The sequence below is a fragment of the Nocardia alni genome, assembly GCF_019038435.1.
In the GTDB taxonomy this organism is placed as follows: domain Bacteria; phylum Actinomycetota; class Actinomycetes; order Mycobacteriales; family Mycobacteriaceae; genus Nocardia; species Nocardia alni.
In genome coordinates this window covers 1-23,729 of sequence record NZ_JAGPOX010000151.1, presented here as the reverse complement: position 1 = coordinate 23,729, position 23,729 = coordinate 1, and the positions used below count along the sequence as shown (strand labels likewise).

The window sequence follows — 23,729 nt, the reverse complement described above, 5'->3', positions numbered from 1 at the left end:
TGCCCCGCCCCCGCCGCCCTCCTATGACGAACCGCACCCACACACCCCTTCGCAAGACATGCCGAGCCACTCGATCCGCTGTAGCGAACACCTCGAGGCGGACCGGGCCCAGCCTGAACGGGGCAGCCACCACCCGGTCGAGCTCCGACCGAAGACATCACCTCCGCACCGGGTAGACGCCCGCGAACCACCAGATACGGGGCACCGCCATGCGCGAGAAGCTGGACGTGATTCGCCACCGCTGCTCCGCGCTGCCTGCCATGGACGATTGCGGCCTATCCGTCCAACGACCGCCCGGTCTGCTTGCCTGCTGGCCGATCGACGGTGCAAGTCCGCTCTGGTCAAGGGGAATCCCTGCACCACATCGAGATTCGTCATGCCGAACCCATTGCTGTCGGCGGCGGGCAGTTGTGTTCCGACACAAGACCTCCCGCCCAACTGACCGCTATCCCCCCGTTATCGGGCCGAGCCCGAATACACTGCCGCCGTGCGTGATTTGGCAACGGGTTTCGGATTGCTGCTTCAGGGGCAGCGATGGGTGGCGGCACATCGGCGTGAGTTCGGGTTCGCATTATTGCCCGGGCTGATCACGCTGGTGCTGTATGTGATCGCGATCGCGGCGCTGGTGTTCTTCGTGAACGACATCGTCACCTGGGCAACGCCGTTCGCCGTGCACTGGTCGGGCCCGTGGCCGGATGTGCTGCGCGGATTCCTCGACGTGCTGCTGATGGTGCTGTGCCTGTTCCTCGCGGTGGTCACGTTCACCGCGCTGACACTCGCGCTGGGCCAGCCGTTCTACGAGGCGCTGTCCGAACAGGTCGACCGTTCGCAGTCGCCCGGCGGACTGCTGCCGGAGTCGAAGCTGTCGGTCGGACGGCTGATCGGTGACGGGATCCTGCTGGTGTTGCGGGCCGCGGCCTGGGGAATCGTTCTGTTCGTGGCGGGGTTCCTGCCCGTGGTCGGGCAGACCGTCGTGCCGGTGATCGGACTGGCCGTCACCGGATTCTTCCTGGTCCAGGAGCTCGGCGGCGTCGCTATGCAGCGCCGCGGCATCGATCTGCGCCGGCAACTGCGGCTGCTGCGCACACGCCGGATGCTGGTGTGGGGATTCGGCGTTCCGCTGGCGATCGTGTTCCTGGTGCCGTTCGCCGCGATCTTCCTGATGCCGGGCGCGGTCGCCGGGGCCACCCTGCTCACCCGCGAGGTGTGCCAGGATCCGACGCCGACTCGGCGCTGAAATAGACAGTCCCGCAATCATTCTCGATTGCGGGACTGTAGCGGCTAACCCCGGCGCATCGGAATGTGCGGGATCCCGTCCTCGATGTACTCCTCGCCGTCGGCCTCGAAGCCGTGCTTCTTGTACATATCGATCAGATAGGTCTGGGCACTCAGACGCACGGTCGCCGAACCGGTCTCGGCGAGGGCGGCCTGAAGCAGCCGGGTGGTGTACCCGTGCCCGCGCGCCGAGGGGGCGGTGCACAGCCGTCCGATGCGGAAGGACTTCACCCCGTCCTCGTGCTCCTCGAGCAGGCGCAGGGTACTGATCGCCTCACCCTCGTCGTCCAACCACAGGTGCCGTGTCTCCGGCAGCAGGTCCAGTCCGTCCAGCTCTGGATACGCGCATTTCTGCTCCACGACGAACACCTCGACCCGAAGCTTCAACAGCTTGTACAGGGTGGCGGTGTCGAGATCCGCGGCCCATGCCCTTTTGAGTGCAACCGTTGACATCATCGAGTCTTGCTACCACATCACTCAGTTTTGCGCGAACTCGACACTCGGTGCGACGCCGGTCAAGCCCAGTGCCTTGCTGGACCAATCCCATACCTCGTGATACAAAGCCTGATTCTCCGAGAGCTTCACGCCGAGCGAGGGCACCATCGCCTTCAGCTGCGGGGTCCAATCGGCGTACTCGCGCGGGAAGCAGCGTTGCAACACGTCCAGCATGGCGCTGACGCAGGTGGACGCGCCCGGCGAGGCGCCGAGCAGACCGCCGATCGAGCCGTCGGCCGCGGTGATCACGGCGGTGCCCAGCTCGAGTACACCACCCGCGCCCTTGGGGCGGATGATCTGCACACGCTGACCGGCGGTGATCAGCTCCCAGTCATGGCCGTCGGCGCGCGGGATGAACTCCTCCATCGCGCGCACCTTGCCCGCCTGCGACTTCACAACCTCGCTGACCAGATACTTCACCAGGCCCAGCTCGGTGACGCCGACGCCGAGCATCGGGGTGACATTGCGGGCACGCACGGACTTGAACAGGTCGCCGTACTTGCCGTCCTTGAGGAATTTGGGCGTCCAGCCCGCGTAGGGCCCGAACAGCAAACCGCGCCTGCCCTCGATCACGCGAGTGTCCAGATGCGGCACCGACATCGGCGGGGCGCCCGTCGCGGCCATGCCGTAGACCTTGGCCTCGTGCAGGGGGACCAGCTCGGGATTGGTGCAGCGGAAGAACTGCCCGCTGACCGGGAATCCGCCGAAGCCCTTGATCTCGGCGATGCCGGACTTCTGCAGCAGCGGCAGCGCGTAACCGCCCGCGCCCACGAAGACGAACTTCGCGTTCACCGTGCGCACCGTGCCGTTACGGGTGTTGCGCACCTTGACGTTCCAGCTGCCGTCGGACTGCTTGTCCAGGTTGCGTACCTCGGTGCCGAACGAGATACCGACCCCGGACCGGCCGAGATAGGCCAGCAACTGCTTGGTCAGCGAGCCGAAGTCGATATCGGTGCCCTTCTCGCTCCAGTTCAGGGCGACCGGATCGGAGAAGTCACGCCCCTTGGCCATCAGCGGCAGGCGACGGGTGAATTCCTCGGACGAGTCGATGAATTCCATGCCCTCGAACAGCGGATGCCTGGCCAGGGCCTCGTACCGCTTGCGCAGATAGTCCACGCCGTCGGCGCCGTGGCAGAAGCTGACGTGCGGGACCGGATTGATGAACTCCGACGGATCGCCCAGTACCCCGTTCTCCACCGAGTACGACCAGAACTGCCGCGACACCTGGAAGCGCTCGTTGATGTCGACGGCCTTGGACACGTCGACCGAGCCGTCGGGCTTGCGGGGCGTGTAATTCAACTCACAGAGTGCGGAATGGCCGGTCCCGGCGTTGTTCCAGGGATCGGAACTCTCCGGCGCGGCGGCGTCGCGGCGCTCGAACATCGTGATGGACCAGTCGGGCTGCAACTGACGCAGCAGCGCGCCCAAGGTGGCACTCATGATGCCAGCACCGATGAGGACTACATCGGTCTTTTCAGTCATCGCAGCGTTCGGCACGGCTCGTCGACTTCCTTGTCATTCTGCTCGCTGGGGCCACCCTCGCGATGGGGAGGCGCCCGACCTGGCCATTGTGTTGTGCGTCACCGGAATTCCGGCAAGTGCGGCGAGCCCGAGGTTACCCGCCGTTCACTTCAACCCAATTCTGCCCCTCGGCATGCCTGATTCCGAAACGGCAACAGCCGCTCCGACCGGGGGTCCTGTGGGTCGCACGCCTCTGAGCGGGTCGAATATCGTGTGGTTGTGACGAATCGAACGCCGCAGGCGCAGCAACGGACCGACCTCTGGCAGCCGGATGTGCTCGGCGACGGATACGAGCAGCGCCGCATCCCGCTCGGATCGGACCCGGACGGCGAGGGAGAGGTCGAGGCCGCCTTGGTGCGCTACACGGGCGAGACGACCGGTCATGCGGCCGTCCTGTACGTGCACGGCTACACCGACTACTTCTTCCAGCAGCATCTGGCCGAGCACATGGCCGCGCAGGGCTACCGCTTCTACGCGCTGGACCTACGCAAATGCGGCCGCGCGCGCCGGGACGGGCAGACACCGCACTACGTGAGCGATCTGGCGCTGTACGACGCGGAACTGGACGAGTCGCTGCGCATCGTGCGCGAGGAGACCGGGCTCCCGGTCCTGGTGATGGGCCACTCCACCGGCGGGCTGGTGACCCCGCTGTGGCTGGACCGGCTGCATGCCCGGGGTGGCGACGGCGTGTCCGGGTTGGTGCTGAACAGCCCGTGGTTCGACCTGCAGGGCCCGTCCTACTACCGGACCATCGGCACTCCGATCATCGACGGGGTCGGCCGGGTGCGGGCCATGACCCGGCTGCCGGGCAGCGGGGCGAGCGCCTATGGCGACAGCCTGCACAGCAGCGTGTCCGGCGAATGGGACTACAACCTGGACTGGAAGCCGCGGACCGGCTTCCCCATCCATCTGGGCTGGCTGCGCGCGATCCGCCACGGACACGCGCGGTTGCAGCGCGGCCTGGACATCGGCGTGCCGGCTCTGGTCCTGCGGTCGAAGACCACCAAATTCATGCGCAAGTACGGACCGGCCGCCGACGTCTCGGATCTGGTGCTGGATGTGCGCCAGATCCAGCGCTGGTCGGGCTGCCTGGGCGACCGGACGAATGTCGTGCCGATCGAGGGCGCGCGGCACGATGTGTTCCTGTCCTCGGCCCCGGTGCTGAAGCAGGCGTTCGCCGAACTCGACTCATGGCTGGCATGGTTGGCGGACTACCAGGCGTAGCTCACCTGACTACCGGGCTTGGTCCACCCGTCGTTCGGGCGTGCTCGACCTCGATTCCGGCACATGCTTTCGGCCGGAATCCAGCGCTGAGCATGTGGATCTCGGCCCGAAGCGCGCCGGGACGACGAAGAACACAAGGCGACGGGTGTACGGGCTACCAAAGCCCGCTGCGCAGCACTATCTCGGTAGCGAGTTCCTGAGCGGCCTCGGTGGCCGGGTCGGCGACATCGACCTGGGCCACGCGGAATTCGCCGTAGACGTATCGCCCGGATGCGTCGGCGAGTGTGCGGGGCAGATGTTTGGTGGCGATGACGGTGGCGGGGATCTCCACCGGAGGGCAGGTGGAGTCGGCGACCGTGCCGTCCGCGCCCGCGCCGGCCGGATGCCCGCGCCCGGCCGCGACCAGTCCCATGAACCGGCCGAAGCCCCGTGCGGCGAGTTGCCAGGCCAGATCCGCGCCCGCGCCGCAGCCGACCAGGTTGGTCCACGGCACGCCGAGATCGTCCAGGACGGCGTATACCGACGGCGCGTCCAGCCCGTCCAGCGTCTCGAAGGCGATCGTGCGTAAATCGGAGGTGTGCAGGCGGGTGCACACCTGGTCGTAGACGTCCACGGGCGCGTCCGTATCCGGCAGCAACACGACCGTGTGCCGGGACTGCGAACCACCGATTCGGACGGTCCACGCGTGGTCTCCAACCACGATCCGCCGAGTCTCCATGTCGGACCACGCTACACGCTCCCGCGCCGGTCCGGCCGCGTGTCGCTGCCCACCCGCCGGTACCTGAACCGGGGCGGTGATCTTCTCGGCTCCGCTCGGCGGCACAGCGGGGATCGCGGCCCAGATGATGCGCTCGACGTCAGGGAGGTCGTTGGCAACTCGACATCGAAGCCGTTGCCGCGCAACGATCCACATGGCAGTGCGGCACCGCGCGTCGGCTCACGTGCGTGTTGAACAGGGCGAGCGTTGTTGTCAGCCCTCGGCTTCAGCGCCCGACAGTCAGCGTGGGCAGGCCCGGAGTCGCGCCGAGACTGATCACGCGTTCCAGCGCCGCGACGTCGAGGTGCTTCTCGATCAGGTCGGCGAGCAGATCCAGCTGGGACTCGCGCTCGGCGGCGACCGAGACGTCCTCGGCGACAACGAAGCCCGAGCGACCGGCGCGGACGGCGACCTCGCGCAGCCAGCCGCGGCGGAACTCGTCGGATTCCATCAGCCCGTGCAGATGGGTGCCCCAGACCGCGCCGCGCACGCTGCCCTCGGTTCGACCGTCGTCCAGCTCGAGCCACGCCGGGTCACCGCTGCGCGCGGGTCTGCCGTAGTGGATTTCATAGCCGTGCACAGGTATCCGCGCGACAGTGGACCGATCGGCGGGAGCCGCGACGCCATCGGTTGTGGCCGGGTAGTCGGCACCCCGGCCGGTGATGCGGCGCAACACCTTCGGCTCGGCGAATTCGATGTCCAAGTCCAGCAGGCCGAGTCCGGCGATCCGTCCGGAACCCGACTCGACCTGGTCGTCGATATGCCGGGCGAGCATCTGGTAACCGCCGCAGATGCCCAGGATCGGCCTGCACTCGGCGGCACGGGCGACGAGAGCATCAGCGATTCCGGTGCGGCGCAACCATTCCAGATCGCTCACCGTCGACTTGCTGCCCGGCACGACCACCAGATCGGCATCGGTCAGGCGGGACGGATCGTCCACCCACCGCACGGAAACACCGGGCTCGCAGGCCAATGCCTCGACGTCGGTCGAATTGGAGATGCGCGGCAGGCGGATCGCCGCGACGGTCAGCCACTGGGAGCCCAGCGGCGGGCGCGGGCGGCCGACCGGTGCGTCGGCGACGGTACCGAGGGAATCCTCGGCGTCGATCCACAGGTCGTGCGCGTACGGCAGCACCCCGAGGGTCGGACGGCCGGTGAGTTCGGTCAGCCGGTCCAGACCGGGGCGCAGCAGGTCCACGTCACCCCGGAACTTGTTGACGATGAAGCCCGAGATCAACTGCTGGTCCTCGGGTTCCAGAATCGCCACGGTGCCGAACAGGTGCGCGAGCACTCCCCCGCGATCGATGTCGCCGACCAGCAGCACCGGCAGACCGGCCGCGCGCGCGAGGCCCATATTCGCCAGGTCGGTTGCCCGCAGGTTGATTTCGGCGGGCGATCCGGCGCCCTCGCAAATCACCACATCGAATTCGGCACGCAGCGAGGCCAATTCGTCGGCGACGACCTGCCGCAGATGCTGCCGATGCCGGAAATAGTCCTTGGCCCCGACGGTGTCGACGGCCTTACCCAGCACCACCAACTGCGAGCGCCGGTCACTGCCGGGCTTGAGCAGCACCGGATTGAACCGCACACTCGGCTCGAGCCCGCACGCGCGCGCCTGCAACGCCTGCGCCCGGCCGATCTCCTCCCCGTCGAGGGCGACCACCGAGTTGTTCGACATGTTCTGCGCCTTGAACGGGGCCACCCGCACACCGCGCCGCGCCAGCATCCGGCAGATCCCGGCCACCACAACGCTTTTCCCCGCATCGGAGGTCGTCCCGGCGACCAGCAGCGCACCCTTCACGGGAGGGTCAGGATCTCCGAACCGGTATCCGTGACCACCAGCGTGTGCTCGAACTGCGCCGTCCACTTGCGGTCCTTGGTGACGACGGTCCAGCCGTCGTTCCAGATCTCGTAGTCGATGCCGCCGAGGTTGATCATGGGCTCGATGGTGAACGTCATGCCGGGTTCGATGACCGATTCGATGGCGGGCTGGTCGTAGTGCAGGATGACCAGGCCGCTGTGGAAGGTCGGGCCGACGCCGTGACCGGTGAAATCGCGCACCACGCCGTAGCCGAACCGGTTGGCGTAGGACTCGATCACGCGGCCGATGACGTTCAGCGCCCGGCCCGGCCGCACCGCCTTGATGGCGCGCATGGTGGCCTCGTGGGTGCGCTCGACCAGCAGCCGCACCTCCTCGTCCACGTCACCGGCCAGGAATGTGGCATTGGTATCGCCGTGCACGCCGTCCTTGTAGGCGGTGACGTCGATGTTGACGATGTCACCGTCCTCGACCACCGTCGAGTCCGGGATGCCGTGGCAGATCACCTCGTTCAGCGAGGTGCAGCAGGACTTGGGAAATCCCTTGTAGCCCAGCGTCGAGGGATACGCGCCGTGATCGCACATGTACTCGTGCGCGATCCGGTCGAGTTCATCGGTGGTGACGCCGGGCACGACGGCCTTGCCGGCCTCCTGCAGCGCCTGCGCGGCGATCTTGCTCGCGACGCGCATCTTCTCGATCGTCTCGGGCGTCTGCACCCAGGGCTCGCGGCCCTCGTTCGCGGTCTTCTTCCACGCGTACTCCGGACGCTCGATCGAGCGCGGGACCTCACGGATCGGAGACTGGATACCGGGGACGAGCGGCTTGCGGGTACGGACTGCCATGAGACCAGATTATCCGCACAGTGCGTTCGCCTTCTCGCCACTCCGGCGCAGCGACCCCGAGGAATTTATCCGGACCGTGGTCCGCTTACCCTGGCGGCAACCGTGGGATTCGGCACTGCGTCGAACAGCAGCTGGCGCAACCATGCGATGAAGCGCTGGTCGCCCAGGTTCGGATTCCAGACCATGTCGATGCCGAGACCCGGGATAGGAAACGGGAACTCTTCGATGCGCAGATCGAGCAGGGTCCGCATCTCGGCGGCAACCCGGAAGCGCAGCAGCGCGACGCCGCCGACCCGCCCGACCAGGTACGGCACCAGCAGGAAATCCGAAATTCGCTGGCCGACACGGTAAGTGACGCCCTGCTCGTCCAGCACGCCGTACGGGAACACCCGCCGCTCACTGTCGACGACGATATGCGGCTGAGCGGTCAGTAGGTCCAGTGCGCTCGCGTCAGGAGGCGTGCGTGGCGACGCGACCACCACGCAGCGATCGTCATAGAGCCGCTCGCGGGGATGGGGTGAGGCGAAGCCCTCGGACATCAGCACGACGTCGACGCCGTGTTCGGTGAAGGTGGACTCGGACGGCACCGCGATCGTGCGCAGGCGCAGAGTCGTCTTGGGGGCGCGCTCGGCGACCAGGCTGCCCAATCGCGGTCCCAGGACGAAGGCCGTGCTGGTCGTCATCGCGACGGTGATGGTCCGGCGATCGGTGACCGGATCGAAATCGGGGAAGTCGACCAACTCGGCGGTCTGTCGCAGCACCGCCCGCAGTGGTGCGATCAACTCCAGCGCACGCGGGGTCAGCGTGGCGCCGCTGCCCTGCCGGACGAGCAGGTCGTCATCGAACAGTCGGCGCATCCGGCTCACGGCGTGGCTCATCGCGGACTGTGTCAGCCCGACCCGCTCGGCGGCCCTGGTCACCGACCGTTCCTCCAGCACCGCCAGCAACGGCACCAGGAGGTTGAGGTTGACCGAGGCCAGCCGATCCAGCCCGGATCCCGCGATCTCCGCCTCGTCGCTCATCGCGTCGAACCTTACGCGGCGCCCGGCCCCGGACGTGGGCCGTCGGCGCCGTCATCCAGGCGAAGAGCCGCCACGGGGCAGACCCTGACGGCTGCCTCGGCGTGTGCCGCGTCGGTGACATCCTCGGAGCCGACCACCAGTTCGCCGTCGTCGTCGAGCCGCAGCAGGGCCGGTGCGGCGCCCGCGCACAACCCGTGCCCTTCGCATCGGGCGCGGTTCACCTCGATCCTCATGCGGGCACGACCCTGAGCACGGGCAGCCGCTCGATGCCGCGGGTGATGTTGCTCGGGACCCGGACCTCGTCGCCGACGACCAGTCGTTCGACGTGCCGCGCCAACGCCTCGATGACGGCGTGCGCCTCCAGACGCGCGAGCCCCTGTCCGGCACAGCCGTGCGGGCCGTATCCGAAGGACAGGTGGTCGGTCGGGGCTCGCTCGACCAGAAAGGAGTCGGGGTTCTCGTAGTGCCGCGGATCCCGGTTCCCGGCGCCGAACAGGATCGCGACCTTCGCGCCCGCCGGAATCACCACGCCCTCGACCTCCAGTTCCCGCGTGGCGCGACGGCCCCAGACGTGGACCGGCGCCCAGTAGCGCAGCGCCTCGTTGAACGCGCCCGGCGTCAGCGACGGGTTCGCCCGGATCAGGGCGAGTTGCTCCGGATGCGCCGCGAACAGGGCCACGATATTGCCGATCGCGGCGATCGTCGTGTCGACGCCGGCGCCCAGATACTGGTGGATGATGTATCCGGCCGTGCCGGGCGGAATCGCACCCTGCTCCTGGGCCTCGAAGATCCCCCGGCCCACCGAGCCCGGCGTCAGATCCTGGCCGGTGACCGTCGAACACCATTCGTACAGTTCCCCGGCGATCGGAAAGCTCTCCGCCGTACGGTGATTCATCGGCCCGATCACCTGCATCGCCGCCTGCCCCCAGCGCAGCATGTTGTCGCGGACGTGACCGGTGAAGCCGATGAGATCGGCGACCACCTCCAGCGGGAAGGCGCGAGCCAGTGCGTCGACGGCGTCGAAGCGACCGCGCGCGGCCAGATCCGCCACCAGCGCATCGGCTTTCGCGTCGATGGTCTTCTTCAGCCCGCGCAGCGCACGCGGCGACAGATTCGCGGTCAGTGTGGCGCGCAGCCGGGTGTGGTCCGGCGGATCCGAGGCAAGGGAGGTCCCGGCCAGAGCCTCGTTGACCATCGGATTGAAGCCGATGGCCCCGGCCGAGGAGAAGCTCTCCCAATCGACCAGAGCATCGCGGATGACACGGTAACCGGTCAGCGCGTACACACCGTTGGCCGGGATATGAACGACGGACCCCAGCTCGCGCAGCGCGGCGTACGAGGGGTACGGGTCGACGAGCACGTCGTCGTCGAACAGGTCGAGAGCGGAGACGGGCGGAGCGGAGACTGACATCGGGTTCACCTCGGGTCGACGATCGGTAAACCCATTGAAGTGAGCGCCTTCTCATCAATCAAACACATGTTCTGCATGTCAGAGCATGCATCCAATGCATATTGATCACCCGGAACAAGCAACCTCCGCTCCGGCGCGGCAACCCCGCGGAATTTATCCGGACCACGGTCCGTTTAGACTGGCAGCAACGACGCGGGAGGACAGAGATATGGAACTGGGACTGACAACCTTCGCCGAGCGGCACGCGGTGAGCGGCCGACCGGCCCCGAGCGCGGGCGAGCGCCTGCGCGAGGTGGTCGAAGAGGCCGTGGCCGCCGAGCGCGCCGGCTTGGACATCTATGCCGTCGGCGAGCATCACCGGCAGGATTTCGCGGCCTCGGCCCCCGCGGTCGTGCTGGCGGGCATCGCCGGACGCACCGAGCGCATCAAGCTGTCCAGCGCGGTCAGCGTGCTCAGCTCGGCCGATCCGGTACGCCTGTACCAGGAATTCGCGACACTCGACCTGATCTCCGACGGTCGCGCCGAGCTCATGGCCGGCCGCGGCTCTTTCACGGAGTCGTTTCCGCTGTTCGGATTCGACCTTTCCGACTACGACGAGCTCTTCGAAGAAAAGCTCGGCCTGCTGCTGCGCCTGCGCGCGGACGATCCGGTCACCTGGTCCGGACGGTTCCGCCCGGACCTGCGCGACGCGGTCGTGTATCCGCGCACCGATCGACCGTTGCCGGTGTGGATCGCGGTCGGCGGCAGCCCGGAGTCGGTGGTGCGCGCGGGCCTGCTGGGCCTGCCGCTGGCCCTGGCCATCATCGGCGGACAGCCCGCCCGCTTCCGCCCACTGGTGGACCTCTATCACCGCGCCCTCGAGCAGGGCGGGCACGAACCACAACCGGTCGCGGTACATGTACACGGTTACATCGCCGACACCGAACAGCAGGCGGTGGCCGACTTCTACGAGCCCTATGCGGCGGCGATGAGCGGTCTGGGTCGCGAGCGCGGGTGGGGAGCGATGACCCCCGCCCAGTTCGAGGCGCTGCGCTCCCCCGGAGGCTCGCTGTTCGTCGGCGACCCGGACCAGGTGGCGGAGAAGGTCGCCGACATCCGGGACACTCTCGGACTGTCGCGCTTCATGCTGCATCCCAGCGTCGGCACGCTGCCGCACGACAAGGTTCTGCATGCCATCGATCTGCTCGGTGAGAAGGTCGGTCCGCAAGTCCGCTGAGCGACAACGATTCCCCGGCGCGACACCCGTATCGCGAGACCGAAAAGGGTGACGGCGCCGGACTATTCGCGCAGGTGCGTTTCGAAGGCCATGCGGTCGCCGCGATAGAGGGAGCGGACACGTTCGATCGGGTCGCCCGCGGCGTCGATCGTGCGGCGGTGCAGCAGGATCATCGGCAGGGTGGTGGTGCATTCCAGCAGCGCCGCCTCGCGCGGGGAGGCCAGCACCGTTTCGATGCGCTCGGTCGCGGAGCCGAAGACCACGCCCGACGCGCGCATCGCGGCGTACAGCGAGGTGGTCGGGTCGTAGTGCGAGCGCAGCGGGCCGAACCGCTCGAGGGTCATGAATGTGCTTTCCAGCCCGACCTTTTCGCCGTCGGCCAGCAGGACGCGCTCCAGGTGCATGATGACCGCGCCGACGGACACGCCGAGCGTGGCGGCGGTATCGGCGTCGGCCTCCACATCGTCCCAGCCGATCAGGATGCGGCCGGGCTTGCGGCCCAGGCTGATCGCGCCCTCGGTATAGGAACGTAGCGACAGCGGCTGCACCATCTTCGGCCGGGAGACCACGGTGCCCCGGCCCTGACGCCGAATCCTGCCCTGCACCAGCAACTCTCGCAGGGCCTGACGGACCGTCTCGCGCGCCACCTCGAACCGCGCGGCGAGTTCGCGCTCGGAGGGCACCGCATCGCCCTCCTCGAGCCGCTCCAGGATCGCCTCGAGTTCCGTGCGCACCCGGTACGTCTTGGGCATCCCCTGCATCGTGTCCATGGCCCCAGCGTAGCAATAATTGGTCTATACCAATTGTTAACCCAGCGTTCTCGCAGGGCACACTCGACGGTCTAGACCATTGCGGATGATGCTTGGCATGCGATTGGTCATCATCGGCGGCGGGATCCTCGGCACCGCGCACGCCCTGGCCGCGATCGAGCGCGGTCATGAGGTCGTGCAGCTGGAGCGCGAGGTCGAGGCCCGCGGCGCCACGGTCCGAAACTTCGGCCTGGTCTGGGTATCCGGCCGCAGCGCAAGCGAATTGGCGATCAGCCTGCGCTCGCGCCAGCTGTGGGAGGAGATCGGCGGCCGGGTGGCCGGGGTGGGCTTCCGTCCGGCCGGCTCGATCACGCTGGTGCGCACCGAAGCCGAACTCGCCGTCGCCGAGGCCGCCGCGGCCGGGTCCAGGGCCGCCGAGCGCGGATTCGAACTGCTCGATCCCGACCATGTGCGCGCGCTCAATCCCGCCCTGCGCGGCAAATTCCTTGCCGGGCTGCACTGTTCGACCGATGCCGCAGTGGAGTCGCGCCAGGCCATGCCCGCCCTGCGGGGCCATATGCAGGCCTCCGGCCGCTACGGTTTCCACGCCGGAACCGAGGCCCGCGCGATCATCGGCAACACCGTGATCGACGACCACGGCCGCCGCCACGAGGCCGATCTGGTGCTGGTCTGCCCCGGCGCGGCGCATTCGGGCCTGACCCGGGAACTGGTGGGCGACATACCCGTTCGCCGCGTGCGCCTGCAGATGATGCAGACCGCGCCGCTGGACGAGCCGCTGACCACCGCCATCGCCGACGGCGACAGCTTCCGCTACTACCCGGGCTTCGCCGGCCCCGAGCTGGACACCCTGAATGCCGAACAGTCCCAGGCGTTCACCGCCGCACAGCACAGGATGCAGCTGCTGTGCGTCCAGCGGCTGCACGGCGGGCTCACCATCGGCGACACCCACGAATACGACGAGCCGTTCGCCTTCGACGTGGACGAGGCCCCCTACGAACATCTCACCGCCGTGGCCGAGGAACTGCTGGGCCGCAGGCTGCCACAGATCGTGCGCCGCTGGGCCGGGGTCTACAGCCAGAGCGTCGACCCGGACGCGATCGTCACCCGCGCACAGGCCGCCGACAACGTCTGGGTGATCACCGGCCCCGGTGGCCGCGGCATGACCCTGGGCCCGGCGCTCGGCGAGGAAACCGCCGACCTGCTGAATCTGTGAAAGGAATCTCCTTGTCCGAGAACCCGATAAAACTGGCCGTCCTGGACATGGCAGGTACCACGGTGGCCGACGGCGGCCTGGTGCTGCGCGCGTTCGACGCGGCCGCCACCGCCGCGGGCATTCCCGCCGGCGGACCCGAGCGCGCCGAGGCCACCCAGTACGTGCTCGACACCATGGGCCAGTCCAAGATCACGGTCTTTCGCGCACTGCTCGACGACGAGGATCGCGCCCAGCTGGCCAACCGCAGCTTCGAGGCCGCCTACGAGGAGTTCGCCGCCGAGGCGACCCCGATTCCCGGTGCGGCCGAGGCGATCACGCGCCTGCGCGAGGCCGGGATCAAGGTGGCGCTCACCACCGGCTTCAGCCGCGGCACCCAGGATCGGCTGCTGGATGCGCTGGGCTGGCGCGAGATCGCCGAGCTGACGCTGTGCCCCGCCGAGGCCGGGCGCGGGCGGCCGTATCCGGACATGGTGCTCACCGCACTGCTGCGCCTCGAAATCGATGCCGTGGATCAGGTTGCGGTACTTGGCGATACGGCCAGCGACATCACCACCGGACTGGCCGCGGGCGCGCGGATCGTCGCGGGCGCGCTCACCGGTGCGCACGAGGAAGATCTCCTGCGCGACGCGGGCGCGACGCACATCGTGCCATCGGTGGTCGAATTCGCCGATCTGCTGCTCGCGCAGCACACCTGATGAAATCCGTCCCTACGATTCCCTCTCCTTCCGAACGAAAGTTGTAGTCATCGTGAGTATTTCGACTCACCGCCTCGCACGCACCGCGCTGATTCTGGGCTCGATCTCCGCACTCGCCTTGTCCGTCGCCGCGTGCGGCGGCACGGGCGCGAGCTCGAACGGCGGCAAGACCGTCACGGTGTACTCCGCCGACGGCATGGCCTACTGGTACAAGCCGGAGTTCGCGAAATTCACCCAGCAGACCGGTATTTCGGTGAATTACGTCGAGGCCGGGTCCGGTGAGGTGGTGAACCGGGTCGACAAGGAACAGTCCAATCCGCAGGCCGACGTCCTGGTGACACTGCCGCCGTTCATCCAGAAGGCCGACAGGCAGGGGCTGCTGCAGGACAGCGGCGTGGACACCGGCATGGTCGCCACCGCCGACAAGTCCGCCGACGGCAAGTACGTCAACCTGGCCGACAACTACCTGACCTTCATCGCGAATCCGTCGGTGGACACCTCGAAGATCACCTGGAACGACCTGCTCGACCCGAAGTACAAGGGCAAGCTGCAATACTCCACCCCGGGACAGGCCGGTGACGGCACCGCGGTACTCGTGCTGTTGCAGCAGTTGATGGGCAAGCAGGGCGCGCTGGATTACCTGGGTAAGCTGCAGGCCAACAACGTCGGCCCGTCGTCCTCGACCGGCAAACTTCAGGCCAAGGTCGACAAGGGCGAACTGCTGGTCGCCAACGGCGATGTGCAGATGAACCTCCAGGACATCAAGGACAGCGGCGTCAAGTTCAACCTGTTCTTCCCGGCAGGTCCGGATGGCAAGCGCAGCACCGTCTCACTGCCGTACGTGATGGGGCTGCCCAAGGGCGCCCCGCACAAGGACGCGGCGGCCAAGCTGATGAACTTCCTGCTCACCGCCGACGTGCAGAAGACCCTCGGCCCTGACGCCCTGGCGGTGCCGGTGCGCACCGATCTGGCGAACCAGCCCGCGGGCTCGGGCCCGTCGCCCGCGACGATACTCGCGGGTGTGACTGTCGTGCAACCGGATTGGAGCGCGGTGAACGACCAGCTCGACGCCGACGTCACCGCCTACAACAAGGCGACCGGCCAGCAGTGATTCCCGACCGCAGGAGCGCAACCATGTCCGCACCGACGTCAGCGGGCCCGGCGAGCAAGCAGAGCTCGTCGGCCGCAACCGATCCCGCGATCGTGTTCGACCGGGTCGGCGTCGACTACGGCCGCGGCCGCAAGACCACGGTCGCGCTGGCCGAGTTCTCGCTGCGGGTGGCCGCCGGTGAGACCGTTGCGCTCCTGGGGCCCAGCGGTTCCGGGAAATCGACCGCACTCAAGGCCCTGGCCGGATTCGTGCGGCCGACCTCAGGCCGTGTTCGGTTGGCCGGGCGCGATGTCACCGATCTGTCGCCCGCCAAGCGCGGAATCGGTGTCGTGGTGCAGTCCTACGCGCTGTTCCCGCATATGCGCGTGGCCGAGAACGTGGCATTCGGGCTGCGATCACATCGCGTGCCGCGCGGCGAGATCGGCCCGCGGGTGCGCGAGGCCCTGGAAATGGTCGGTATGGCCGACTACGGACGACGCCTGCCGCGCGAGCTGTCCGGCGGACAGCAGCAGCGGGTGGCCATCGCCCGCGCGCTGGCGATCCGGCCCGCGGTGCTGCTGCTGGACGAGCCGCTGGCCGCCCTGGACGCCCAACTGCGTCAGTCCATGCTCACCGAGTTGCAGCAGCTGCGAAAGGCGTTGCCGGACACCGCGATGCTGTACGTCACCCACGATCAGGCCGAGGCGCTCGCCCTGGCCGACCGGATCGCGGTGATGCGCGATGCCCGCCTGGTCGATGTCGACACCGCCGAGAATCTCTGGCGCCGGCCCCCGAGTTCGTTCACCGCCGCCTTCCTCGGCGGAGCGAACCTGCTGCCGTGCACGGTGAAACACATCACCGGCAGCGTGGCCCTGGTGCAGTGCGGTGAGCGCACGCTCCGTGCCGAGGCGCCGAAACCCGGTGTCGGCCAGCTCGAATGGGCACCCGACGACGAGGGCCTGCTGTGCGTGCGCCCACACACCGTACAGATCGGCTCCACCAACGAGCGCGACGCGGTCCTGGGCAGCATCGTCTCCAGCGTCTGGCGGGGGTCCGTCACCCGCCTGCACCTCGACGTCACCGGCCTGCCCGTCGAACTCACCGCCGACGTACCGGGCCACGTCGATACCGCCGTCGGCGCGGTCGTCGGGGTCAAGCTCCCCGATACCGCGGGCGTACTCATCCCCGCGCCTGTCGGCTCCGAATCCCGCTCCGCGGGAGCGTCATCGGGAGCCACCGCATGACACACACCCGAACATTCCCGACACCGGTTTCGGGAGGGTCCGCATGACCGGCACCCACACCGTCGAGGTGGCACGGCGCCACATGTTCGCGGTATGCCCGAACCATGAGGGGGTTCGGGACGCCGCGCAGACAGGGCCTCGCCGTCACCACATGAGGACCCTCCCCTGCCGCCTTCCCGCCGCAACGCTCCTTCCCCACCATTCCGCCACAACGTCCTGTCCCCGAAACCCCGACACAACACTCCGTCCCCATCACCTCGTCAGAACCCCCCTCGTCCGCTACCACGCCACAACGTCCGGCCCCCGTCATCCCAGCATGTTTTCGACCGGGATCCATCGTGCCCCACTGTGTACCGGTGGATTCCGGCCAAAAGCCTGTGTCCCGCCGCGCGAGAGCTTGTTGACGGCTGAAAATGTCTCACCCGCACCACCTGTCCCAGTGGCGCCTATTTCCGGATCAGCGTGCCGGAATGACGGTGGACCACTCTGCCCGAATGACCGTGAAGTATTACGCCGAGACAACGGTGAGCAGTCATATCGGCTCGCCCTGGAAGGCCCCCGCCGCGCCGACGATAAGTGGCAAGCGTGCGGTAATGGCACCGAGGGGCTCGCATGAGCACATCCGTCGTTCTCGAGTCTGTCCCCGCGCCGCGGCGGGCCGAATCTCCCGCACCGCAGCGGAACTGGCGTCCGGTGCTGTGGTCGGCGCCGCCGCTGCTGGTGGTGTTGCTCATCGCGGTGTATCCGATCGTGCGGGTGCTGACCGAATCCACTCGAACGCCGGATGCCTGGTCGCAGGTGCTGGGCTCGACGGCGTTCCGGAATGCGCTCTGGCGCACGGTGTCCATCGCCGTCTGCTCGACGGCCGGCTGCCTGGTGCTCGGCACGTTTCTCGCGGTCGTCCTGGCGTTCGTCCCCTTTCCGGGAGCGGGCGTGGTGGGCCGGCTCATCGATACGGTGCTGACGCTGCCGTCGTTCCTGATCACGCTGGCGTTCACCTTCCTCTACGGCACGGTCGGCGCGGTCAACGCGTTGATCGGCCGGCTGACCGGAAACCACTCTCCCGCACTGAATTTCCTCACCACATCCACCGGCGTGATCCTTGCCGAGATCACCTACTTCACGCCGTTCGTGGTGCGTCCACTGCTGGCCGCGTTCGCTCAACTGCCGCGCGAACAGCTGGATGTGGCAGCGAGCCTCGGCGCTTCGCCCTGGCGGGTGCTGCGGCAGGTGGTGCTGCCGGAGGCATGGCCCGCGCTCGCGGCGGGCGGCAGCCTGGTATTGCTGCTGACCCTCAACGAATTCGGCATCGTGCTGTTCACCGGGGCGAAGGGAGTCATCACCCTGCCCGCGCTGATCTACACGCGCGGCATCGTCACCTTCGACCTGCCGGGCGCGGCGTTACTGGCGACGGTGCAGGTGGTGCTGTCGCTGACGCTGTACATCGCGTACCGGCTGATCTTCGCCCGGTTCACCGGATCTCGCCCGGGCCGGGAGCGCTGATGGGCAGCGATCGCACGGACTACGAACTGCGCACGGCACAGGAGGGCTGAGCATGCTGGTATGGACTCGTCGCGGACGCGCGGTGGTACTCACGGTTTTCGCGCTCGTGGTGCTGGTGGTATTCGCCGCACCGATCGCGACCGTGCTGGCCGCGGCCCTCGCGGGCCGGTGGACCGGAGCGCTGCCCGCACATCTGGGATTCGCGAATTTCGACCGCGCACTGTCCGGCGAGCAGGCAGCGAGCCTGTCGGTGAGCCTGCAGACCGCACTACTGGCGGGCGCGATCTCCCTGGTGCTGGGTACCTGGGCCGCGCTGGCCGCACGGGAGGCCCCGCACTGGTGGCGGCGGATCACCGACGCGGTGTTCCATCTGCCGGTCGCGGTGCCCTCGGTGGCGATCGGGCTCGGCGTCCTGATCGCGTTCAACCAGCGACCGCTGCTGCTGGGCGGCACGAAATGGATTGTGATCGTCGCGCATTCGGTGCTCGTGCTGGCGTATGCCTTCAGCGCGGTGTCCGCGGCGCTGGACCGGCTGGATCCCGCCTACCGGCAGGCGGCCGAATCGCTGGGCGCGGGCGGGATTCGGGTGCTGACGCGAATCACGCTGCCGCTGTTGCTCCCCGCGTTGGGTGCGGCGGCGGGCCTGGCGATCGCCTTGTCGATGGGCGAGTTGGGCGCGACCATCATGGTGTATCCGGCCACGTGGCGGACCTTGCCGGTCACCATCTTCGCCGATACCGATCGCGGTCAGGTCTTCGACGCGGCGGCGAGCACGACACTGCTCGTCGCAGTCACATTGGTAGTGCTGCTGGTATTGGGACGACTGCGCGGGCGTGCGGCGCTCCGGTAGATCCCCCGGGAACGACCAGGGGCACAGCGGACATTCGACACAGTGATGAATTTCGGAGGGCGTGCCGCGCCAGTCGACCGCGCGGCACGCCGGGCGGGGCGCCCCGTTGCGCCCGCCGTCACAGGCGGGCGACATCCTGCCGATGGTCGTGCGGACATCCGGCGGACGTCACCCTCGGACTCACTGCTCGGGCAACCGGCGACGGCCACCGGCCACGTCGATCACGAGATCAGTGTATCCATCGACGAGTTCGGCGAGGTGGTACCAGTGTTTATGGGTGTTGTCGCTGCGCGGGCCGTCGCGGTCTATGGCCTGATTGGCGTCGACCCAGCTGCGGGCCATGCGATCAACCACCGCGCCAAGGCTTTCAGTGTGCAGTGAGGCGCCGTTGCGATGCTGCGGCAGCTCCTGTTCCACCCAGTCGTTGATGTCGTCGACGAGTTCACCGCGGCGGCAGTCGATCTCGGCGACCATGATCGGATCGCGCACCTCCGCGCGCCGGGCGTGCATCTCGGCCAGTGTGTGCGCGGAACGCAGCAGCACTTGGTCGTCGTACCGGCGCCCCTGGAAGGCGCACAACAATTGCGGAGCGGTCGGCAGCACGCCAGCTATCGACATGGTCATCGCCACACCCCGAAAACTTTGGATTGCACCACTATTTGCACCAACATAATTCGGCTCCGGATTCAGTTGTACCGACCTGCGGATCGGTCTCTCACAACTAGGCTAACTCGGATCATGCTCTTACAAATGCAAGAACGCAAGATTGCGTCCGCACCGTCTTGGTCAAGGTCTGTTACATCTGCGCAACGCGCGGACGCGACTGGCCGACAGTGTATTTCCGCAGCTCGAGCGAGTCACGTCCGCGATCGACGCGACATACAGGTCATGTCCTAACGCAACCGGTCGGTTCTTTGTTTTCAGCCATACCTGCGATTTTCGGCCATACCAATGCGCTACCGACGAGCCCCCAGAATCGGGCGAGCGCCGAAATGCCACGGAATCCCACGGGAATCCGGAAACCTCGGCGATTCGCAGGCGGTATGCTCATTCCTCGATTGCGCGCCGGTCGCAGAGACCGTAGCGACAGCCGAGCACCCTGGTGGGCGAGCGGAATACTGTGGATATCACGCACCGCGAAAACAACGTCATACACACCCACCAGAACCGACGAGCGCATCCCGGGGGGTTGCGAGAAGGAGAGAGCGCACGATGGCCGGTAAGCGCACGGTACTGACCGTTCAGCTCCGCAGGCTCGCGTTCCTGCTGCACGAGATGCGGGAGGAGGCTCAGGTGAGTAAGGAGATGGTCAGCTCCCGTACCGGCATCAACGTCACCACGCTGTACCGGATCGAGACCGCGCAGGCGCGCCCGCAGCGGCGCACCCTGATGACGATGCTGGATCTGTACCAGGTGGACGATGAGCGCCGCAACGATGTCCTGCAACTGCTGCAGGAGGCGCAGAAGCCCGGCATGTCCCGGCCCTTCGAGCAGGCCGTCTCGGAGGTGTACGCCGCCTATATCAATTTCGAGACCGAGGCGTTGTCCGCGCGGCTGTTCCAGACCTCGTTCATTCCCGGACTGTTACAGACCGAGCGATACGCGTGGGCCGTGCTCGACACCGCGATGCCCAAGGTCGAGTCGTCGGTGATCGAGCAGCGCCTGCGCGCCCGCGTCGAACGCGCGAAGATCCTCACCCGGGACACCGAGCCGCTCGAGCTGTGGGTGGTGCTGGACGAGGCGGCGGTCCGGCGCGTGGTCGGCGGACCGGACGTCATGCGCGAACAGCTCGGTCGGCTCACCGACGAATGCGACAAGCGCAACGTGATACTGCAGGTGCTCCCGTTCGACGCCGGCGCGCATCCGGCGATGGTGGGCTCGTTCGTGATCCTGGACTTCAAGGCCCTGGCCGACCCGGAACTCGTCTACGTCGAGGGTATCGCCGGTGACGATATCGTCGAGGGCCACAACGAAATTCGGCGTTTCGGCGTGATGTTCGACCAACTCCGCGCCATGGCGCTGAGCCCGCGGGATTCGGCCGCGTTGATCGCCGACGCGGCGTACCGATTGCGCTGACGCCGGCGAGTGGGTGAACTCAGGCGCGGCTGGCACGGGTGTAGCCGATCGCGGCCGGAACGGCGAACACCACCATCGCGCCGAGCGACCAGGCGAGCGTGGCCAGCAGCGGACCGCGCACCGGACCCCCGATCGACAGGCCCCGCATCGCTTCGATCGCGTACGACATCGGCTGGTGCGCCACGATCGGCTGCGCCCACTCCGGATACGCGGTCAGCGGCACGAATCCGGTGGAAAAGAACATCATCAGCGACGATCCCAGTGAAATCATCTCCACGACGGCGGATTTGGCGCTGAACACGGCCGCGGTGGTGACCAGGGCCGCGAAGCCGAGCCCGTACAGCACCGGCACCCCGATCAGCGCCACCGCGGCCGGGATCCCCTGGCGAAAGCGGAATCCCAGCGCCATCCCCACCCCGAACAGGACCACCGTGCAGGCCACGATCCGCACCGCCTCGGCCAGCACGCGAGCCGACAGTCCGGACGCACGGTGTACCGGCAGCACCCAGAACCGGGCCAGCAGGCCGGCGTCGCGCTCGCGCCCGAGGGTGATCGCCCCGGCCAGCGACCCGGACATCACCGCGACCAGCGTCACCATCGGCACCGACCCGTACAGCGCGCTGGTCCCCGAGAACGCCGAAATCTGATGCCCCAGCACGGTATTCAGCATGATCAGGAGCAGCGCGGGGAATCCCAGCGACTGCACCACCGTCAACGGGTCACGCCGCCAACGGATCAGCAGCCGCTTGGTCTGCACAAGCGTCTGCGGCACCAGTTTGCGCACCGTCTCGGTGTGCCCGGACACCCCGGGCAGCACAGTGGTCATCACCCCACGCCCTCCAATCGCGTCATGCTCACCGATGCCTCCGTGCGGCGACCATCCCCGATCCGGCGCCGAACGCCACCAGCGCGAGCGCCAGCCAGATCAGCCCCGGGCCGAGCCCCGCGAGGCTCACCGCGCCCGCCCGGCCCGACCGGTCCCCCGCCAGTGCCCGCATCACGTCGACGAACTGCGATACCGGCTGGTTCCGCGCGAAACCCGCGAGCCAGTGCGGGAACTGGTTGGCCGGGGCGAATCCGGTGGACACCATGCCCAGGATCAGTTGCGGCAGCACGAGCGCCTGTGTGGTCGCCTCCGGGCTGCGCGAGAGCGCACCGAGCAGATCCCCCATCAGTCCGAGCGCCACCCCGAGCAGTATCGCGTACACCACGAAACCAATTGTGCTCCACCAGCTTCCGTAGAACCGAAACCCGATCACGTGCCCGCACACCAGCGCCGCGAACAGCGCCAGGATCACCCTGCCCAGCGCGGCCGCGGTCCGGGCCGCCAACGGCGCGATGGTGGGCATCGGCATCGCGGCGAACCGCTCGTCGATGCCGTCACGCGCATCGGTGGCCGCGTGCAGCGCCGCGGTCGTGCCGCAGAACGACACGCCCTGCATCACGATCATCGGCGTGAGGAACTGCCCGTAGCTGCTCAGCCCGTAGCCGAACAACGTCATCACCCGGTTCAGGGGTACGAAGAAGCCGAGGGTGAAGATGCTCGGCGCGAGCAGCGCGGTGAACGCCTCACCGCCGCGCACCGAAGATCGCAGCATCCGCAGCGTCAACACCCACCACTGCCGGATCGGCAGCGCGACGGGCATTCGCCCGGCGACTGCGGTGTGCCCGTCCATCCGTCCTCGCTCCGTCTCGCGGCGGCCACTGGTCGACACCGATCTCACAGTCTTCACTCCCATCCTGCACTGTCAACCCCCGTGCCGGCCTATATGACAATTCAGCGCGTCGACGGCGCACCCGGCACTCTCGTGCCCACTATGCTGGCCGCCGTGTCAGAACCGCAGCCTGCCGTAGCGCCCCATCCGGATATCGCCCATCTCGCCCCGCTGCTGGGCACCTGGCGCGGCTCGGGTCACGGCGAATATCCGACGATCGAGTCGTTCGATTATCACGAGGAAATCCAGTTCGGACACGTCGGCCGCCCATTTCTCACCTACCGTCAACGCACCCGTCACGCCGGTGACGGCCGCTCCCTGCACGCGGAGACCGGTTACCTGCGGTGCGCGGGCCCCGATCGGATCGAATTGATTCTGGCGCATCCGACCGGGATTACCGAGATCTGCGAGGGCACCCTCGACCTGGCCGACGACGGCCTGCGTCTGGAAATGGGCTCGACCCATATCGGCCGCACCACCACTGCCAAGCTGGTAACCGCGCTGGCCCGCACCTTCAGCCTGGTCGGCGATACGATTGACTATTCGCTGCGGATGGCCGCGGTCGGCCGAGAAGAACAGCATCACCTCGCCGCCAGCCTGCGACGCGCGGACTAGCTACCAAACCGATACCTAATCGAGACCCATCCGCTGACCTGCGCAATAGGCATTTGTCCAGGGTTTCATGCCTACCCAGGGGTTGTAGTGGCGTGGTGTCTCGTTCTACCGTTTCCGAGTCAGTTAACGAATGGCTACCGATTGGCAGTTACCGATAACCACACTCCTTCGAATTTCGCTCACCACAACGGGAGAAGCCTCCCACCGGCACAGGGAGTAGAACAATGAAGCGGTCCACACTGACACTCGTCACGGCGGGAATGATCCTGGCCGGAGCAGGCGCCGTGGAAATCCTCGGCGACAATTCCGCTGCCTCCACCGAAACGCACCAGGATGCCCCCGCCGCCGCCCACGGCAATCTCGCACCGTCCATGAC

General features: G+C 67.5%; 23 protein-coding genes. 11 read left to right on the top strand and 12 right to left on the bottom strand.

All coding sequences use genetic code 11. From position 1 onward, the window contains the following. Window positions 1–487 precede the first annotated feature (487 nt). On the top strand, window positions 488–1,237 hold the full coding sequence (locus JZ791_RS37040; protein WP_308163326.1) for an EI24 domain-containing protein: 750 nt from the start codon (window positions 488–490) through the stop codon (window positions 1,235–1,237). Between the two features lie 44 nt (window positions 1,238–1,281). Here the strand turns inward: JZ791_RS37040 and JZ791_RS37035 are convergent, their stop codons facing one another. Together JZ791_RS37035 and mqo are read right to left on the bottom strand one after the other, a co-directional pair. Then, a complete protein-coding gene (locus tag JZ791_RS37035; protein WP_216901491.1) occupies window positions 1,282–1,731 on the bottom strand; it encodes a GNAT family N-acetyltransferase in 450 nt (149 codons plus the stop codon). Between the two features lie 21 nt (window positions 1,732–1,752). Next, window positions 1,753–3,210: a malate dehydrogenase (quinone) gene (gene mqo, locus JZ791_RS37030; RefSeq protein ID WP_438804594.1), complete on the bottom strand. Its 1,458-nt coding sequence runs from the start codon at window positions 3,208–3,210 to the stop codon at window positions 1,753–1,755. 300 nt (window positions 3,211–3,510) lie between these two features. Between mqo and JZ791_RS37025 the strand changes: the two genes are divergently transcribed. Continuing rightward, window positions 3,511–4,515 (top strand): alpha/beta hydrolase, encoded by a 1,005-nt coding sequence (locus JZ791_RS37025; protein ID WP_216901487.1) that lies wholly within the window; start codon window positions 3,511–3,513, stop codon window positions 4,513–4,515. Between the two features lie 154 nt (window positions 4,516–4,669). Here the strand turns inward: JZ791_RS37025 and JZ791_RS37020 are convergent, their stop codons facing one another. The 6 genes from JZ791_RS37020 to JZ791_RS36995 all read right to left on the bottom strand — a co-directional run bounded on the left by JZ791_RS37020 (window position 4,670) and on the right by JZ791_RS36995 (window position 10,366). Continuing rightward, window positions 4,670–5,233, bottom strand: a complete 564-nt coding sequence (locus JZ791_RS37020; protein ID WP_216901485.1) for an alpha/beta hydrolase — start codon at window positions 5,231–5,233, stop codon at window positions 4,670–4,672. Between the two features lie 265 nt (window positions 5,234–5,498). After that, on the bottom strand, window positions 5,499–7,073 hold the full coding sequence (locus JZ791_RS37015) for a cobyric acid synthase (protein WP_216901483.1): 1,575 nt from the start codon (window positions 7,071–7,073) through the stop codon (window positions 5,499–5,501). Then, window positions 7,070–7,933 carry a type I methionyl aminopeptidase gene (gene map / locus JZ791_RS37010; RefSeq protein WP_216901481.1) on the bottom strand — a complete coding sequence of 288 codons (864 nt, stop codon included), beginning with the start codon at window positions 7,931–7,933 and terminating at the stop codon, window positions 7,070–7,072. The genes JZ791_RS37015 and map overlap by 4 nt, the downstream gene beginning before the upstream one ends. Before the next feature lie 65 nt (window positions 7,934–7,998). Beyond that, window positions 7,999–8,955 (bottom strand): LysR family transcriptional regulator, encoded by a 957-nt coding sequence (locus JZ791_RS37005; protein ID WP_216901479.1) that lies wholly within the window; start codon window positions 8,953–8,955, stop codon window positions 7,999–8,001. 11 nt (window positions 8,956–8,966) lie between these two features. Continuing rightward, on the bottom strand, window positions 8,967–9,188 hold the full coding sequence (locus JZ791_RS37000; protein WP_216901478.1) for a ferredoxin: 222 nt from the start codon (window positions 9,186–9,188) through the stop codon (window positions 8,967–8,969). Continuing rightward, window positions 9,185–10,366 (bottom strand): cytochrome P450, encoded by a 1,182-nt coding sequence (locus JZ791_RS36995; protein ID WP_216901477.1) that lies wholly within the window; start codon window positions 10,364–10,366, stop codon window positions 9,185–9,187. The genes JZ791_RS37000 and JZ791_RS36995 overlap by 4 nt, the downstream gene beginning before the upstream one ends. Before the next feature lie 208 nt (window positions 10,367–10,574). On the opposite strand from JZ791_RS36995, the gene JZ791_RS36990 reads away from it, so the two are divergent. Further along, complete coding sequence (locus JZ791_RS36990; RefSeq protein WP_216901475.1) at window positions 10,575–11,582, top strand: Atu2307/SP_0267 family LLM class monooxygenase; 1,008 nt, start codon at window positions 10,575–10,577, stop codon at window positions 11,580–11,582. Between the two features lie 62 nt (window positions 11,583–11,644). Here JZ791_RS36990 and JZ791_RS36985 read toward each other — a convergent pair whose 3' ends face one another. Beyond that, window positions 11,645–12,352 carry a GntR family transcriptional regulator gene (locus JZ791_RS36985; protein WP_254206954.1) on the bottom strand — a complete coding sequence of 236 codons (708 nt, stop codon included), beginning with the start codon at window positions 12,350–12,352 and terminating at the stop codon, window positions 11,645–11,647. Between the two features lie 97 nt (window positions 12,353–12,449). Between JZ791_RS36985 and JZ791_RS36980 the strand changes: the two genes are divergently transcribed. The 6 genes from JZ791_RS36980 to JZ791_RS36955 all read left to right on the top strand — a co-directional run bounded on the left by JZ791_RS36980 (window position 12,450) and on the right by JZ791_RS36955 (window position 18,947). Then, a complete protein-coding gene (locus JZ791_RS36980; RefSeq protein ID WP_216901473.1) occupies window positions 12,450–13,565 on the top strand; it encodes a TIGR03364 family FAD-dependent oxidoreductase in 1,116 nt (371 codons plus the stop codon). Between the two features lie 11 nt (window positions 13,566–13,576). Beyond that, entirely contained in the window at window positions 13,577–14,260 is a 684-nt protein-coding gene (locus JZ791_RS36975; RefSeq protein ID WP_216901471.1) for a phosphonatase-like hydrolase, read from the top strand. 52 nt (window positions 14,261–14,312) lie between these two features. Continuing rightward, window positions 14,313–15,371, top strand: coding sequence for a 2-aminoethylphosphonate ABC transporter substrate-binding protein (locus tag JZ791_RS36970; RefSeq protein WP_216901469.1), 1,059 nt, complete (start codon window positions 14,313–14,315; stop codon window positions 15,369–15,371). 23 nt (window positions 15,372–15,394) lie between these two features. Beyond that, on the top strand, window positions 15,395–16,594 hold the full coding sequence (locus JZ791_RS36965; protein ID WP_216901467.1) for an ABC transporter ATP-binding protein: 1,200 nt from the start codon (window positions 15,395–15,397) through the stop codon (window positions 16,592–16,594). Window positions 16,595–17,206: 612 nt separating this feature from the next. Beyond that, window positions 17,207–18,097 carry a 2-aminoethylphosphonate ABC transporter permease subunit gene (locus JZ791_RS36960; RefSeq protein WP_216901465.1) on the top strand — a complete coding sequence of 297 codons (891 nt, stop codon included), beginning with the start codon at window positions 17,207–17,209 and terminating at the stop codon, window positions 18,095–18,097. 52 nt (window positions 18,098–18,149) lie between these two features. Next, window positions 18,150–18,947, top strand: a complete 798-nt coding sequence (locus tag JZ791_RS36955; RefSeq protein ID WP_216901463.1) for an ABC transporter permease — start codon at window positions 18,150–18,152, stop codon at window positions 18,945–18,947. A gap of 180 nt (window positions 18,948–19,127) precedes the next feature. Here the strand turns inward: JZ791_RS36955 and JZ791_RS36950 are convergent, their stop codons facing one another. After that, a complete protein-coding gene (locus JZ791_RS36950) occupies window positions 19,128–19,487 on the bottom strand; it encodes a DUF4254 domain-containing protein (RefSeq protein ID WP_438804595.1) in 360 nt (119 codons plus the stop codon). A 672-nt stretch (window positions 19,488–20,159) separates the two neighbouring features. Between JZ791_RS36950 and JZ791_RS36945 the strand changes: the two genes are divergently transcribed. Continuing rightward, entirely contained in the window at window positions 20,160–21,023 is an 864-nt protein-coding gene (locus JZ791_RS36945; protein WP_216901459.1) for a helix-turn-helix domain-containing protein, read from the top strand. Between the two features lie 19 nt (window positions 21,024–21,042). Here the strand turns inward: JZ791_RS36945 and JZ791_RS36940 are convergent, their stop codons facing one another. Both JZ791_RS36940 and JZ791_RS36935 read right to left on the bottom strand, forming a co-directional pair. Next, window positions 21,043–21,849 carry an ABC transporter permease gene (locus tag JZ791_RS36940; RefSeq protein ID WP_216901457.1) on the bottom strand — a complete coding sequence of 269 codons (807 nt, stop codon included), beginning with the start codon at window positions 21,847–21,849 and terminating at the stop codon, window positions 21,043–21,045. Between the two features lie 28 nt (window positions 21,850–21,877). Continuing rightward, complete coding sequence (locus JZ791_RS36935; protein ID WP_216901456.1) at window positions 21,878–22,699, bottom strand: ABC transporter permease; 822 nt, start codon at window positions 22,697–22,699, stop codon at window positions 21,878–21,880. A 141-nt stretch (window positions 22,700–22,840) separates the two neighbouring features. Here JZ791_RS36935 and JZ791_RS36930 point away from each other — a divergent pair, with 141 nt between their 5' ends. Then, a complete protein-coding gene (locus JZ791_RS36930; protein ID WP_216901493.1) occupies window positions 22,841–23,353 on the top strand; it encodes a peroxynitrite isomerase in 513 nt (170 codons plus the stop codon). Window positions 23,354–23,729 lie beyond the last annotated feature (376 nt).

Bases quoted from the DNA above. Each gene is read 5' to 3' on its own strand.
- JZ791_RS36995 (WP_216901477.1), bottom strand. From the start codon at position 10,366: ATGTCAGTCTCCGCTCCGCCCGTCTCCGCTCTCGACCTGTTCGACGAC.
- JZ791_RS37005 (WP_216901479.1), bottom strand. From the start codon at position 8,955: ATGAGCGACGAGGCGGAGATCGCGGGATCCGGGCTGGATCGGCTGGCC.
- JZ791_RS36990 (WP_216901475.1), top strand. From the start codon at position 10,575: ATGGAACTGGGACTGACAACCTTCGCCGAGCGGCACGCGGTGAGCGGC.
- JZ791_RS36935 (WP_216901456.1), bottom strand. From the start codon at position 22,699: ATGGACGGGCACACCGCAGTCGCCGGGCGAATGCCCGTCGCGCTGCCG.
- map (WP_216901481.1), bottom strand. From the start codon at position 7,933: ATGGCAGTCCGTACCCGCAAGCCGCTCGTCCCCGGTATCCAGTCTCCG.
- JZ791_RS36985 (WP_254206954.1), bottom strand. From the start codon at position 12,352: ATGGACACGATGCAGGGGATGCCCAAGACGTACCGGGTGCGCACGGAA.
- JZ791_RS36945 (WP_216901459.1), top strand. From the start codon at position 20,160: ATGGCCGGTAAGCGCACGGTACTGACCGTTCAGCTCCGCAGGCTCGCG.
- JZ791_RS36965 (WP_216901467.1), top strand. From the start codon at position 15,395: ATGTCCGCACCGACGTCAGCGGGCCCGGCGAGCAAGCAGAGCTCGTCG.
- JZ791_RS36940 (WP_216901457.1), bottom strand. From the start codon at position 21,849: ATGACCACTGTGCTGCCCGGGGTGTCCGGGCACACCGAGACGGTGCGC.
- JZ791_RS37020 (WP_216901485.1), bottom strand. From the start codon at position 5,233: ATGGAGACTCGGCGGATCGTGGTTGGAGACCACGCGTGGACCGTCCGA.
- JZ791_RS36960 (WP_216901465.1), top strand. From the start codon at position 17,207: ATGAGCACATCCGTCGTTCTCGAGTCTGTCCCCGCGCCGCGGCGGGCC.
- JZ791_RS36930 (WP_216901493.1), top strand. From the start codon at position 22,841: ATGCTGGCCGCCGTGTCAGAACCGCAGCCTGCCGTAGCGCCCCATCCG.
- JZ791_RS36980 (WP_216901473.1), top strand. From the start codon at position 12,450: ATGCGATTGGTCATCATCGGCGGCGGGATCCTCGGCACCGCGCACGCC.
- JZ791_RS36955 (WP_216901463.1), top strand. From the start codon at position 18,150: ATGCTGGTATGGACTCGTCGCGGACGCGCGGTGGTACTCACGGTTTTC.
- mqo (WP_438804594.1), bottom strand. From the start codon at position 3,210: ATGAGTGCCACCTTGGGCGCGCTGCTGCGTCAGTTGCAGCCCGACTGG.
- JZ791_RS37035 (WP_216901491.1), bottom strand. From the start codon at position 1,731: ATGATGTCAACGGTTGCACTCAAAAGGGCATGGGCCGCGGATCTCGAC.
- JZ791_RS37000 (WP_216901478.1), bottom strand. From the start codon at position 9,188: ATGAGGATCGAGGTGAACCGCGCCCGATGCGAAGGGCACGGGTTGTGC.